A 12,984-nucleotide genomic window follows, 5' to 3' on the forward strand; every position below is an offset into this window, starting at 1 on the left:
GGTGTCGGGAACGGTGACGTTGGTAACTGTACAGATTCTTCCGAATGTAAAGCTGATAGCTTGTGCTGGCCATGCTTGCGCCACGCGGGCGATCGCCCCGGTAGTCGAATTCCGGTCATGATCTCACCGCCGATGTAAGGGCGGTATCGCGATGACCAACAACCGCTTGTCATTTCGGTCCCGGTGGCAATACCGGGTCGATTACCACTGGGTGGTCGATTTTCTCGAATACCATTCCGTGCTCGGCCGGATCAAGGTCGTGATCGGCGCGGGTGGCCTCATGATGCTGGTGAACGCCATGCTGATGGCGGTCTCGCCGGCCGGTGTGCACGGGAGGGCCGGTACCGCGGTAACCATGTTGTCCGCCGTTGTCGGCGGTTCGTGGGCCGTGCGCTGGTGGGCGCTGCCGTGGCCGCGCGAGTCCGAATCGCTGGTCTGGATCGCCGTCATCGACGTCGTCACCACCGTCGACAGCATGCTCGTCCAGGACCGTGTCCTGGGCGCCCTCGGGATCCTCATGCTGGTCGCGACGGGCACCTACGTGGCGGTCTTCCACAGTCCGCGGATCCTGGCCCTGAGCCTCGGCTGGTCGCTGCTGTCCATCCTGGTGCTGTCGGCGACGATGGTGCTCGGCACCGGACGCTGGCGCGGCGATATCGCGCTCGGCATCGCGGTCGTGGTGGCCAATCTCGCCGTGATCGGTGTGGTGCTGCCGACCGTGCAGCTCTCGCACTGGCTGCTGCGGATGGACGCGCTGTCCGATCCGCTCACCAGACTGCTGAACCGGCGCGGTCTCGACTCGCACTGGTCGGAACGCGCCGGATGGGCCGGGCGCCCAACGGGTTACGCGATCGCGCTGGACCTGGACCGGTTCAAAACCGTGAACGATACGTTCGGCCATCCGTTCGGGGACGAGGTCTTGCAGCGGACCGCGGATCGGCTGCGGTCGGCGGCCGACTCCGATGCCCTCATCGCGCGCACCGGCGGCGAGGAGTTCGCGGTGGTCGGCTGGGTGCGTGACGTGCCGGCCGCCGTGGTCGCCGAGCGGCTGCGTGCCGCGATCGCGACGATGCCCGGCCTGCCGATCACCATTACTGCCAGCGTCGGCGCCGCATTGTTCACGGCGTCCCGGACCGGCGAGCTGCCGCCGCATCAGCACGTCCTGCGTGCTGCCGATGCGGCGATGTATCGAGCAAAGCGACTGGGCGGCAATACCGTTGTCGTCACCGAGGTGAGCCGAAGCGCGCAGGCAGCCGCGCCCGATCCGGACCCGAGCCGTTTCGCGCAGGCCGGCGCCGAGGTTTCCAGGCTCACTCGACCGCGACACGAGCAGCACCGCCGATCCTGACCTCGTACGGTCTACCCACGAGGAATGGATAACAGCGATGACAGCAGTGTCCGACAACGTCAGGCCCGCGGCCGACAACGGTCGTGCCGGACCACCCGACGCCGCCGAGGTGGCGCAACTGAACGACCTGCTCGATCATGTCCGAGCCAACGCGCTGCGCCTGCAAGCCGACTTCGGTGTCCCGCCGAGCGTGCTGCGCATCCGCGCGGGGGAGGTCACGGTGGAGGCGGAGTGGCCGCAAGCCACCACGCCTGACCTGGGTGTCGCTACGCACCAGCATGTTTCGAGCTCCACTGAGAGCGAAGGAGCGGTGGTGGTGGACTCGCGCCATCTCGTACGCGCTCCTTCCGTAGGCGTGTTCTACCGGGCTCCGAAACCTGGTGCCGCGCCGTTCGTCGCCGTCGGCGACCATGTCGAGCCGACAACTCAGGTCGCGATCGTGGAAGTCATGAAGCTGATGATCCCGGTGCACGCCGGAGTCGCCGGACGGGTGGCCGAGGTGCTGGGCCCGGAGGGTGGCCCGGTCGAGTTCGACGAGCCGTTGTTCGCCGTCGAACCGGATGCGGCCACCGCCTGAACACTTCGTTCAGGCGGTGGCCGCGGGGGAGCTCAGGCAGGCACGATGGCGACGACGCGAGTCCAGCCCGCGCCTGCCCCGCCCACCGGTATCGGGAAACACGCGATGGTGAACCCGGTAGCGGTGGGCAGTTCTTCGAGATGTGCCAGCTTCTCCAGTTGCAGATATTCGCGTTGCCGCCCGTAGATGTGGGCGGGCCACAGCGCGCGGGGATCGCGGCTACGGCGGTACTCCTCGATCATCTGCCGCATCGGCCGGTCGAGACCCCATGCGTCGATGCCGATCACCCGAATGCCTTGCTCCACAAGGAATTGCGTGCCTTCACCGCTGAGGCCCGGAAAGTGGTCCAGGTAGGCCGCCGTACCCCAGAGCCGGTCGGCGCCGGTCCACAACAGCACGATCTCACCGGGGGTCAGCTGGTGGTCGATGCTGTCGAGCGCACCCGCCAGATCCGCCGGGGTGATCGCCTCGCCCGCGGGCACGGCCCGCAGGTCCAGGCGAACGCCGGGACCGTAGCACCACTCGAGCGGCACCTGGTCGATGCTGCGGGCAGGCTGCCCCGCGCAGAGCGGACCGTAGTGCAGCGGTGCGTCCATGTGGGTTCCGGTGTGCGTGGTCAGCGTGACGGTCTCATTGGAGATCGCCATTTCGTCCGGAAAGTCCTCGGGCGCAAGGCCGAGCACGGTCGCACCGCTGCGATGATCGAGCAGATCGATCTTCACCGGCGTCGCCTCGCTCGGCGCGTCCCGGAGCACCACACTCAGATCGATCAGGCGAGTCATGCTGCGGTCCCGGCCAATTCCGCGGTGATCCGCTCCGCCTCCATCTTGACCGCGGCGAGATCGGCGACGCTGTTGCGCTCGACCGCGGCCTGCAACATCTCGTCGGCCTCGGCGTAGGTGTACTTCCCGGCGACCTTGCCGTCGACGGGTTCGCGCGCCACGAAGTCGTGGGTCAGCACCAGTTGGGTGCGGTCGTCGTCCAGCGGCAGCGCCCGCCACTCACCGCCCATGTGCCCCATCAGCGGCGCCTTCTCCAGCTGCTGGTAGGCGATGACGTGCCGGTCGGCGTCGAGGTCGCGCCGGGAGACCCACGACTGGTTCGCCCCGCTCACCTCGACGACGAGCCGGGCGATCTGGTGCGTCGGCGACTCCTCGAGGATGGTGACCTGCTGGGTCGGCGGGAAGATCTTGGCGTATCCCTCGACATCGGCGAGGACGCCCCAGACGACGTCGACCGGTGCTTCGACGGTGACTGTGTGCTCGGTGTGGTGCATGGTGGCTCCGTTCGTCGGTGTGCGGCGGGCGAGGAGATCCTCGTGGTTGGCGTAGGCGGCGTCGTAGGTGATCTTGGAGCGCCACTGGGAGATGAAGCCGTGGACGTGCGGCAGTTCGGAGAAGGTCCGCAGGTCCGCGATGGTCCGGCAGGAGAACTGCGCGATGGCGTCGGCGGTGACGCCCTGGGCGCCGTCGTCGACGGGCAGCCGAATGTGTGGGCCGTGGCCGAATTGTTCGATCAGGTCCGAACTTTCGGCGAGCGCGCGTAGTCCGGTGAAGAACTGGTCGCGGTCCTGTTCGCTGACCGAATTCGCGAAACGGTAGATGATTGTGTGGATTATCAAGCGAGCCTCCGCTGGTCGAGTGCTGTCACGCTCGATCGTGCGCGGGCGGGCTCGAGGTTCACTCGGACGCGAGTTGAGGCGGCGCGGCAGGCACCGGCCCGGCCGGCCGACCACCACAACCCCTCACGCGCTGCGTACGGAATGCTCCGTACGCAGCGCCGCGGTGGTCGGCCGGTCGAGGTGCCATCGGTCCTGCCGCACCGAACGCCGACGGTAGTCCCGCCGATACGCACCAACAGGTGCCTAACGGCTTGGCAGGCTGAGAATCATGACGACGCCAGCCGATTCCCGGTACACCTCGTCCCACGACGCTGTCGCGGGCCGTTGCCCGCCGGGGCTGGTGGCCCCCCTGTTCGGCAACTCCTGGCTGACAGTCACCGCGTACGCGCTGCGCGACGGGCCGCTGCGCACGGGTCAGTTGCGCCGCAGCATCGGCGGCATCAGTCAGAAGATGCTCACCCAGACGTTGCGGCGGATGGAAGACATGGCCCTGGTCGAACGCCGGCGTTATCCGGAAGCCCCGCCGCGCGTCGAATATCAGCTCACCGAGGCGGGGAAAGATTTGTTGCTTCCCATTTTCGCATTGGGTGGGTGGGCGCACCGCCACGGTGATGCGGTGCGCTCCGCAATGGCCGAGCATCCCGCCGGGCGATAAAGGCCCGGCGGGATCGCTGCTAGTAAGCCACCCGGTCCTCGGTCAGCAGTTCCTGCTGGATCGACTGGAGCTCCGAGGTCGGCCGCACACCCAATTCCGCGTCGAGTACCTGCCACAGATCGCGATATGCGGCCAGCGCCTCCGCTCGGCGGCCGCATTTGTGCAGCACCTTTATCAATTGAGCGTGCAGATTTTCGTTGAGCGGATTCTCTGCCACCAGTAACCGAAGCTGCGGAATAAGCCCTCGGTAATTACCCGTGCGCTGCTTGATTTCGATATCGAGTTCGAGCGCGGTGAGTCGTACTTCTTTCAGATAGGTGACGTAGGCGTCGAGTATCTGTCCCTTCGGAATGCCGACCAAGAACGGCCCGCGCCACAATTTGCGGGTCGCGTCCAGATGATCGATCACCGATTCCACATCGCCGAGCGCGTACGCTTTGGTGGCCTTGTCGACATGCGCGATGTACGCCCGCACGTCGACCGACTCGTCGGCCACCTCGATCGCGTACCCGGACGGCCTGGTGACGAGGATGTCCTTGCCGCCGGACAGCGCCGCGAACATCTTGCGGGCGTGGTAGACGTAGGTTTGCAGGGTGGTGAGCGCGCTGCGGGGCATGTCCTCGCCCCAGAGCTCCTCGATCAAGGAATCCACGCTCACCGTCTCGCCGTTCTGAATCAATAACAAGCCGAGTAGTTGGCTTATTTTCGATTGTGTCAACAGGATCGGCCCTTCGTCGGCGACGATTTCGAACTGGCCGAGCAGCTTGAACCTCATTTTCCATTCCCCCCCGGGGTGTCGGACATGCGTCAAGACGGTCAACGTCGCACTGGTCGTAGCTGACCGTTGAATGTGTTCGAACCAAGAGTACGCCGCGCCCCGGCCGCGACGGCTCCAATACTGACACCGGGCGGATTGAGGAATTATCGCTCGATTCGACCCGAATCGTGTCGCTCGAATGCTATCCCGACTATTCTGGGTACCCCAAGCCCAGACTTCTGTGGTCGGCACCTACGGGTGCTCAACGATAGCCCGAGTTTCACATTTCGATTCGGTTACACAATACCTATCGTCCGAAAGGGTCATGCCCTGTTTATCTGATTCGTCACCGTAAACCGTGCCGCAGCGCGGCGATCTGGTCGCGTACCATGCGTTGCGACACGGCGGCATGCGCGAGTCCGATCGACGCGTGGAACGTGCCGAGATAGTGCACGATCTCGGTTTTCCCGCCGGCCTGAATCAAGCGGTGCGCGAAGGAAATTCCCTCGTCGCGCAGCGGGTCGTACTCGCAGACCCCGACGAACGCGGGCGGCAACCCGGAAAGGTCCACGGCCCGCGCCGGTGCCGCGTACGCCGACGGCGGGCCATCGCTCAGGTAGTGCCGCCAGCACTGGGTGAGCGCGGTGCGGTCGAGCATCGGCGTGTCCGTGAAGGACCGCGCGGAGACGGTGGCGAGGCGGTCGTCGAGCTGTGGAAACAGCAGGTACAGGAACGTGATTCGGGGGCCGTGCCGGTCCCGTGCGAGCAGCGCGACCCCCGCGGCCAGCCCGCCGCCCGCGCTGAAGCCGCCGACGCCGATCCGGTGTGGTTCCACCCCTAGTTCCACTGCCCGGTCCGCCGTCCATTCCAGGGCGGCGTAACAGTCGTGCAGGCCGGCCGGGAACGGATGCTCCGGCGCGAGCCGATACTCGGGGGACACCACGACCGCGCCGACCTGATCGGCGATCCGGGACGCGAAGGTCTGCGCGGTATCCAGATCCCCGGTAACGAAGCCACCCCAGTGCGGAAAAATCAAGGCAGGCAGGGGTTCCGGCCGATCGACCGGACGATAGATCCGCACGGTGACCGGCCCGGCGCCGGGTGGGCCCGGTATCGGCCGGTCCACGATCGTCACCCGGGACGCGGCCTCGTAGGCGGGCTGACGAGCCATCACCGCGCGCAGATCGGCGCGGGCGGCCACCGGATCCGAATAGTCGAGCGGTCGTAGCCGCGGCACGAACGGCGCCAGCTCAGGGTCGAAATCGTAAGTCACCGGCCCACTCCCGTCATTCGTCGCCACCGCAACAACCGTCGCCCGGCCCGGCCGGATGCCGCGGGCGCCACCGCATGCAGGGTCAGCCGATCGCCGGCCAGCTCGGCGTCACGGTGTTGCCGGGTCCCGACCAGATAATCGTGCGAGCTGACCAACACCCGGTGGATCACCTGCCTGCCGGACAGCTCCCAGGTGCCCGCGTAGCCCATGAAGCCGGAGCCGGTGCCCGGCGAGCGCATCATGGTCACCGACATGTGACCGTCCGCGGCGTAGAAGAGCAGGCCGCGCGGGTCGGCGCCGAGTGGCCCCTCGTGCACGCCGCCGTCGTCGCCGATACTGCGATAGGCCTCCAGCCACCAGGTGCCGACGAGGTCCGCCGCGCGCATCCCGCTCACCCGCCGACCGACGACGACGTCATGAGGATCTCGTCGACCAGCGCGGTGGTGTGTGTAGCCGACCGGAAGCGCTCGTGGTCGAGCACCTCGGCGAGGAACGCCGCCGTGGTGTGCAACTGTGGCCCCGACATCCGGAATTCGTCCAGCGCGCAACGCATTCGGGCGATCGCGCCCTCGCGGTGCGGCGCCCACACGATCAACTTGGCGAGCAGCGAGTCGTAACTGGCCGGCACCACGTACCCCGGATAGACGTGCGTATCGACGCGCACGAAAGGTCCACCGGGCGGTACGAATTCGGTGATGGCGCCCGGCGCCGGGGCGAAGCCGTGCGCGGGATCCTCGGCGTTGATCCGGCATTCGATGGCGCAGCCGGTGGGCACCACATCGGCCTGGGACAGACCGAGCACGCCGCCCGAGGCGATATCGAGCTGGGCGGCGACCAGATCGATGCCGGTCACCATCTCGGTCACCGGATGCTCGACCTGGATCCGGCAGTTGACCTCCATGAAGTAGTAGTTACCGTCGGGCGCGAGCAGGAATTCGAAGGTGCCCGCGCCGACATAGCCCGCGGCCAGCGCCCCGTCCACCGCGGCGCGGCCCATCCGCTCCGCCAACCCGGTCGGCAGCTCGGGCGCCGGGCTTTCCTCGATGAGCTTCTGATGTCTGCGCTGCACGGTGCAGTCGCGCTCGCCGAGATACACGCCGTTGCCGTAGCTGTCGCAGAGCACCTGCACCTCCACGTGCCGGGTCTGCGGCAGATACCGCTCGACGTAGACGCGGCCGTCCCCGAACAAGGCCTGCGCGACCGCCTGCGTGCGATGGAACGCCTCGTCGAAGTGCTCGCCGTATTCCACCACGGTCATGCCGCGCCCACCGCCCCCGGCGGACGCCTTGATGATGACGGGAAACCCGATGCGTGCGGCCAACTTCCGGGCTGACGCGTGGTCCAGCGGCTCGATGCTGCCCGGCAGCAATGGAATTCCCACGTCCGTCATCAGCGCCCGCGCGGAGGACTTGTCGCCGAGCTTGTCCATCACCGATGCGGGCGGGCCGATGAGTGTGATACCGAGCGACTCGCAGGCCTCGGCGAAATCCGCTGACTCGGACAGGAATCCGTAGCCGGGATGGATCGCGTCGGCGCCGGTTTGTTCGGCCGCCTGCAGCACGGCGGCGGCATTGAGATAGCTGCGGCCCGGGGGAGCGGGCCCGATCTGGACCGCCTCGTCGGCGAGACGGACCACCGATGATTCGCGATCCGCGGTCGAATGCACCGCGACCGTGGCGATGCCGAGCTCGCGGCAGGCCCGCGCGACCCGCACCGCGATCTCCCCACGATTGGCGATCAGTACCTTGGTGAACATTTCCTATCTCCGCCTGGCCCAGTCTTCGATGTCGGCCAGCTCCGTCTCGACCGCGACCGAGGCGCCGAAGCCGCGGAAGCGGGCCCGTCGTGCCAGCCGCAGCTGTGTCGGTGCCAACCCGCCCAACTCGTGCAGCGCGGCGGTCAGCGCGGAACGGAGGGTCTCGGCGGCCCGGACCGGATCCGCGCCGACACCGCCGTCCGGCTCCGGCAACACACCATCGACCACGCCGAGCCGCAACAGTTCTCGCGCGTTGAGGCGCAACGCCTGCGCCGCCGCGGTGACTGCCGTGTCGTCCTTCCACACGATGGCCGCGCAACCCTCGGGACTGATCACCGAGTACACGGCGTCGGAGAACATCAGCACGCGGTTCGCGACCGCCAAGGCCAGCGCACCGCCGCTGCCGCCCTCGCCGATGATGACGGCCACCACCGGCACCGACAGCGTGGCCATCAGCCGCAGGTTCTCCGCGATGGCCACCGCCTGGCCGCGCTCCTCGGCGTCGGCGCCGGGGTAGGCGCCCGGGGTATCGATGAGGGTCACGATCGGCACGCCGAGCTTGTCGGCCATGCGCATCAGCCGTGCCGCCTTGCGATAGCCGGCCGGGGAGGCCATGCCGAAGTTGCGCTCGGCCAATTCCCTTGGCGTGTGGCCTTTCTGAGTGGCCAGCACCATGACCGGCAACCCGTCCAGGCGTGCCGTTCCGCCGATCAAGGCCGGGCACTCGCCGGAGATCCGGTCCCCGTGCAGCTCGCGGAAGCCTTCGAAGGCGGACCCGAGATAGTCCAGCGCGGTGGGCCGATCGAGTGAGCGTGCCTTGCGCACCTGGTCCCACGGATAGGCGTGCGGCAGCTGATCCGGGTCGGTGACTATGGTGGACGAGCGGTCGGCGCGCCGGGCGGGGATCCGGGGCCGGTCACCGGCGCCGTTCAGTCGCAACAGGTTTCCCAGCTCGGCGCACAGTTGTGGCCTGGGCACGATCATGTCGATGAAGCCGCGCTCCAGCAGGAACTCCGCGGTCTGGAAGTCCGCCGGAAGCTGTTGCCGGATGGTCTGTTCGATGACCCGTCGCCCGGCGAACCCGAGGCGGGCACCGGGCTCGGCGATGATGACGTCCCCGAGGGTCGCGAACGAGGCCGCCACACCGCCGAAGGTCGGATCCGCGATCAGCGAGACGCACAGCACGCCCGCCCGATCGAGGTCGCTCATGGCCGCACTGGTCTTGGCCATCTGCATCAGCGACAGCGCGCCCTCCTGCATCCGTGCGCCACCCGAGGAGGTGACCAGCAGCAGCGGAACACGTTCGGCCAGTGCGGTTTCGATCGCCAGGGTGATCAACTCACCGACGGCGGTGCCGAGGCTGCCGCCGAGAAACCGGAAGTCCATCACCGCCGCGATCACCGGTTGGTCGTCGATGGTCAGGCGCGCGCAGAGCACCGCCTCCGCCATTCCGGTTTGCGCCTGGGCCCGGGACAACCGCTGCCAGTAGGGCACCGTGTCGACGAAGCCGAGCGGATCGGTATTGGTCATCTCGAACGGCAGCAACGTGAATCGGCCGTCATCGGCGAGCTGCGTCAGCCGTTCGCGGGCGGTGACCGGCAGATGCGCGGCGCACTCGGGGCACACATGGAGATTGCGGCGCAACCGCCTGCCGTAGATCGGTGTCGCGCAGGCACGGCACAGCACCCACTCGACGTCGGCCGCCGGATCAGGCTCCGCGACAGCAGGGTTCATGACAGTTTCGGTCATCGTGCTTCCTCAGGGTTGTCGATCACCTGATGGGAGAAGGCGATCGCGGCCGACTCGACCTGCAGCGCCTGATGTCCGGCCACCGAGTTGATGTCGCGCCAGAAGCGCTGCACCGGGTGGCCCGCGGCCTGACCGCTGGTGCCGACCGCGCGCAGCAGCCGGTTGGCGACGCCGACGAGCAGGTCGGTCGCCACCGCCACGTCGCGCCAGTTCCGCATGGTGTCGTACGTGGAGATCGGTGGGGCGTCGGCGGTCGCTGCCGCGCGGCCGAGCAGCAGTTCGGCTGCCTCGATCTCGGTGGCGGCGCGGGCCAGCGTGACATCGTGGGAGGTGCGGTTGAACGTCGGCATGCCGGGCAGGGCCGGCTTCGGCTGGTTCGCCGCGGCGCGGATCTTCGGGGTGATGTGGTCGAGCCAGCCCTGCAGCGCGCCCTTCGCCGCACCGAGCACGGGGTCGGCGAACATCATGGTGGTGGCCTGCATGGGGACCGAATGACACGGCGCGGCAGAGTCGTTCGCGCGTCCGGCGAACAGTTCGGCGCGCGCGATGGTGCGCGCCTCGGGGACGAAGACGTCCTCGACGATTACCATATTGCTGCCGGTCGCCGCCATCCCCATGTTGCGCCAGGTGTCCACCGTCCGCATCGACGCGCGGGGCACGGCGAGCACCCTGGGCTCGGGCTCGCCGTCGCGCGGCACCACGGCCGTGAGCATGCCCCAGTCGGCGTAGTCGATCGCGCTCACGAACGGCCAGGTGCCCGACAGCCGATAGCCGCCGGGGACGGGTTCGGCGGTGCCAGAGGGAGACAATGCCGCTACCAGCAGGGCATCCGGTCCGTCGGCCCAGATCTCCCGGTATCCCGCGGTGGGCAGGTGCGCCGCCATCCGCGAGGTGTGTGCGGCCAGCGAGGCGCACCATGCGGTCGCGGTGCAGCCGGTACCCAGCGTGGCGACCGCCCGGCCGAGGTCGGCGAAGGTGCCCATGGTGCCGCCACACTCGGCGGGCACGAAGTGCCGTGGAAAGCCCGCGACGACAAAGGATTTCACCACGTCGGGAGCCAAGCGCCGATTCGCCTCGGCGGTCGTGGCTTCGGCGGCCGCGGCGGCCGCGACGTCGTGCGCCGCCGACTGCAACAAGGTCGGGCTGTTCTCGGACTCGGACATGAATTCTCCTCGGCTCATGGGTGATTCGGTGGGCGTCGGTCCCGGTTCGCACCGCGGCCGTCCGGCACCTCGGAGACCACGGTCGCAGCGGCGAGTCGAGATCCGCTCGATGCCCGCTGGGGCACCCGGCACCAGCCGGATTCGACCGGAATCCGAGCGGGCACCGCGACGCTGAGCGTCATGAATCCGGCGATCACCGCGGCCGACGACGAGTTGCGTGCGTTTCTCGACCATGCGGAACTTCCAGCGATGCTGATGACCGTTGCCCACCTCACCGGCGACCTGTCAGTGCTGCGCGATGACCTGCGCGCACCGGGCTGGCTGTTCGCGCCGCAGGGTGGCCTGACCGACGCCCAGCAGGCGCAGGCCCGCGAGCTCGCCTTCGCGGCGTTACGGCGGCTGCGCGACAAGGGATCACCCGCGGCACCGCCCGACCCGGCCCTGCTGCGGGCGATCACCACCTGGGCCATGGGCTCGGACACCTCGGACCTCATCGGACTGCTCACCGAGGAGATCGCGCTACCCGAGCACGATCCGAAGGCGCCGCGCTGGACCGCGAGCGGCTCGGTGGCCCCGTTCAGCGTGGCGATCGTCGGCGCGGGCTTCAGCGGATTGCTCGCCGCGTACCGGCTCGCCCAAGCCGGTGTCGACTTCGTGATCTACGAGAAGAATCCCGAGGTCGGCGGCACCTGGTTCGAGAACTCCTACCCCGGCTGCCGCACCGATGTGGCCAGCCACCTGTACAACTATTCCTTCGCGCCCAATCCTGATTGGCCCGAACACTTCTGCACGCGGGACGTGGTGCTGGACTACCTGCGCGACTTCGCCCAGGAGTACGGCCTCACCGAGCGCATCCAGTTCGCGACCGAGGTTCGCGAAATGGCCTGGGACGACCGGGAACTGGTCTGGCAGCTGACCACCCACGGCCCCGACGGCGAGGAGACCGTCCGGCACAACGCGGTGATCAGCGCCGTCGGGCAGCTGAACCGGCCGCGACTGCCGGACATCCCGGGCCGCGACGAATTCGCCGGACCCGCTTTTCATTCGGCGTCCTGGGATCATTCGGTGGACCTCACCGGCGCGCGGGTCGCGGTGATCGGCACCGGGGCGAGTGCCTATCAGCTCGTGCCCGAGCTCGCCGGCACGCCCGCGGAAATCACTGTGTTCCAGCGCAATCCGCCGTGGCTGCGGCCGACCCCGCACTATCACGACGCGCTGTCCGAGGGCGCGCAGTGGCTCTTCGCGCAGGTGCCGTATTACCTGCAGTGGTATCGCTTCTGGCTGTTCGCCCCGGGTCTGCGGGGGATTCTGGAGGGCTGGATCGTCGACGAGGACTATCCGCCGAGTGAGCACGCGGTGTCGGCGCGGAACGAGGAGTTGCGGGCATCGTTGTGGCAAGCGATGCAGGCTCAGCTCGATGATGCGCCGGAACTCGTGGACAAGGTGATCCCGAAGTATCCGGTCGGCGCCAAAAGAGTGCTGCGCGACAACGGGCGCTGGCTGGCGACACTGAAGCGACCCGATGTGCGGCTCGTGTGCGACCCGATCGAGCGGATCAGCCCCGCCGGCGTGGTCGCGAACGGCACCGAGTTCGACGCCGACGTCATCATCTACGCCACCGGTTTTCGCGCCTCGGAGTTTCTGCTGCCGATGCGGGTCACCGGCCAGAGTGGGGTCGATCTGCACGAGATGTGGAACGGCCAGTCGCGGGCGTATCTCGGTATCACGGTGCCGCAATTCCCGAACCTGTTCTGCCTGTACGGGCCGAACACGAATCTGGTCGGGCAGGGTGGCAGCATCGTGTACTTCTCCGAATGCGGCGCGACCTACATCCTCGACGCGATCCGGATGCTGCTGGCGAACGGGAAACGCGCGCTGACGGTCCGCAAGGACGTGCACGACGCCTACAACGCCAGGGTCGACAACGGCAACCGCAACCGCGCCTGGCAGCGGACGACGGTGGGCGGCTGGTACAACGAGAACGGCCGCTCGGCGGTGAACTGGCCGTTCACCGCCCGCGAATACTGGTCGCGCACCAAGCGGGTGAATCCGGCGGATTACGATCTCTGCTGATCGCAACCCGCC

12 protein-coding genes are annotated in these 12,984 nt (G+C 67.9%); 4 read left to right on the plus strand and 8 right to left on the minus strand.

Annotation, left to right across the window (positions count from 1 at the left end; translation table 11 throughout):
* Nucleotides 1-151: 151 nt before the first annotated feature.
* Together IBX18_RS07225 and IBX18_RS07230 are read left to right on the plus strand one after the other, a co-directional pair.
* Nucleotides 152-1,348: a diguanylate cyclase gene (locus IBX18_RS07225; protein WP_194832957.1), complete on the plus strand. Its 1,197-nt coding sequence runs from the start codon at nucleotides 152-154 to the stop codon at nucleotides 1,346-1,348.
* 37 nt (nucleotides 1,349-1,385) lie between these two features.
* Nucleotides 1,386-1,925, plus strand: coding sequence for a biotin/lipoyl-containing protein (locus tag IBX18_RS07230; RefSeq protein WP_194832958.1), 540 nt, complete (start codon nucleotides 1,386-1,388; stop codon nucleotides 1,923-1,925).
* Between the two features lie 32 nt (nucleotides 1,926-1,957).
* On the opposite strand, the gene IBX18_RS07235 is transcribed toward IBX18_RS07230, so the two are convergent.
* Together IBX18_RS07235 and IBX18_RS07240 are read right to left on the minus strand one after the other, a co-directional pair.
* The gene (locus tag IBX18_RS07235; RefSeq protein WP_194832959.1) at nucleotides 1,958-2,707 is read right to left on the minus strand and encodes a cyclase family protein; all 750 of its coding nucleotides are present in this window, start codon (nucleotides 2,705-2,707) and stop codon (nucleotides 1,958-1,960) included.
* The gene (locus IBX18_RS07240) at nucleotides 2,704-3,546 is read right to left on the minus strand and encodes an aromatase/cyclase (RefSeq protein ID WP_107657108.1); all 843 of its coding nucleotides are present in this window, start codon (nucleotides 3,544-3,546) and stop codon (nucleotides 2,704-2,706) included. Before IBX18_RS07240 ends, IBX18_RS07235 begins: the two co-directional genes overlap by 4 nt.
* A 268-nt stretch (nucleotides 3,547-3,814) precedes the next feature.
* Here IBX18_RS07240 and IBX18_RS07245 point away from each other — a divergent pair, with 268 nt between their 5' ends.
* Nucleotides 3,815-4,201, plus strand: a complete 387-nt coding sequence (locus tag IBX18_RS07245; RefSeq protein ID WP_194832960.1) for a helix-turn-helix domain-containing protein — start codon at nucleotides 3,815-3,817, stop codon at nucleotides 4,199-4,201.
* A 19-nt stretch (nucleotides 4,202-4,220) separates the two neighbouring features.
* Here IBX18_RS07245 and IBX18_RS07250 read toward each other — a convergent pair whose 3' ends face one another.
* The 6 genes from IBX18_RS07250 to IBX18_RS07275 form a co-directional block, all read right to left on the minus strand.
* On the minus strand, nucleotides 4,221-4,976 hold the full coding sequence (locus IBX18_RS07250) for an AfsR/SARP family transcriptional regulator (RefSeq protein WP_194832961.1): 756 nt from the start codon (nucleotides 4,974-4,976) through the stop codon (nucleotides 4,221-4,223).
* Between the two features lie 328 nt (nucleotides 4,977-5,304).
* On the minus strand, nucleotides 5,305-6,231 hold the full coding sequence (locus IBX18_RS07255) for an alpha/beta hydrolase (protein WP_194832962.1): 927 nt from the start codon (nucleotides 6,229-6,231) through the stop codon (nucleotides 5,305-5,307).
* On the minus strand, nucleotides 6,228-6,617 hold the full coding sequence (locus tag IBX18_RS07260; RefSeq protein WP_194832963.1) for a lipocalin-like domain-containing protein: 390 nt from the start codon (nucleotides 6,615-6,617) through the stop codon (nucleotides 6,228-6,230). The genes IBX18_RS07255 and IBX18_RS07260 overlap by 4 nt, the downstream gene beginning before the upstream one ends.
* A 5-nt stretch (nucleotides 6,618-6,622) precedes the next feature.
* The gene (locus tag IBX18_RS07265) at nucleotides 6,623-7,987 is read right to left on the minus strand and encodes an acetyl/propionyl/methylcrotonyl-CoA carboxylase subunit alpha (protein WP_194832964.1); all 1,365 of its coding nucleotides are present in this window, start codon (nucleotides 7,985-7,987) and stop codon (nucleotides 6,623-6,625) included.
* A 3-nt stretch (nucleotides 7,988-7,990) separates the two neighbouring features.
* Entirely contained in the window at nucleotides 7,991-9,736 is a 1,746-nt protein-coding gene (gene accD / locus IBX18_RS07270; RefSeq protein ID WP_194832965.1) for an acetyl-CoA carboxylase, carboxyltransferase subunit beta, read from the minus strand.
* Complete coding sequence (locus IBX18_RS07275) at nucleotides 9,733-10,899, minus strand: acyl-CoA dehydrogenase family protein (RefSeq protein WP_194832966.1); 1,167 nt, start codon at nucleotides 10,897-10,899, stop codon at nucleotides 9,733-9,735. The genes accD and IBX18_RS07275 overlap by 4 nt, the downstream gene beginning before the upstream one ends.
* 180 nt (nucleotides 10,900-11,079) lie before the next feature.
* Between IBX18_RS07275 and IBX18_RS07280 the strand changes: the two genes are divergently transcribed.
* Nucleotides 11,080-12,972: an NAD(P)/FAD-dependent oxidoreductase gene (locus tag IBX18_RS07280; RefSeq protein ID WP_194832967.1), complete on the plus strand. Its 1,893-nt coding sequence runs from the start codon at nucleotides 11,080-11,082 to the stop codon at nucleotides 12,970-12,972.
* Nucleotides 12,973-12,984 lie beyond the last annotated feature (12 nt).

This window comes from Nocardia sp. XZ_19_369 (assembly GCF_015355715.1).
GTDB lineage: Bacteria > Actinomycetota > Actinomycetes > Mycobacteriales > Mycobacteriaceae > Nocardia.

Coding starts and splice junctions, on each gene's coding strand:
- IBX18_RS07225 (WP_194832957.1), top strand. CDS start 152: ATGACCAACAACCGCTTGTCATTTCGGTCCCGGTGGCAATACCGGGTC.
- IBX18_RS07230 (WP_194832958.1), top strand. CDS start 1,386: ATGACAGCAGTGTCCGACAACGTCAGGCCCGCGGCCGACAACGGTCGT.
- IBX18_RS07235 (WP_194832959.1), bottom strand. CDS start 2,707: ATGACTCGCCTGATCGATCTGAGTGTGGTGCTCCGGGACGCGCCGAGC.
- IBX18_RS07245 (WP_194832960.1), top strand. CDS start 3,815: ATGACGACGCCAGCCGATTCCCGGTACACCTCGTCCCACGACGCTGTC.
- IBX18_RS07250 (WP_194832961.1), bottom strand. CDS start 4,976: ATGAGGTTCAAGCTGCTCGGCCAGTTCGAAATCGTCGCCGACGAAGGG.
- IBX18_RS07260 (WP_194832963.1), bottom strand. CDS start 6,617: ATGCGCGCGGCGGACCTCGTCGGCACCTGGTGGCTGGAGGCCTATCGC.
- IBX18_RS07265 (WP_194832964.1), bottom strand. CDS start 7,987: ATGTTCACCAAGGTACTGATCGCCAATCGTGGGGAGATCGCGGTGCGG.
- accD (WP_194832965.1), bottom strand. CDS start 9,736: ATGACCGAAACTGTCATGAACCCTGCTGTCGCGGAGCCTGATCCGGCG.
- IBX18_RS07275 (WP_194832966.1), bottom strand. CDS start 10,899: ATGTCCGAGTCCGAGAACAGCCCGACCTTGTTGCAGTCGGCGGCGCAC.
- IBX18_RS07280 (WP_194832967.1), top strand. CDS start 11,080: ATGAATCCGGCGATCACCGCGGCCGACGACGAGTTGCGTGCGTTTCTC.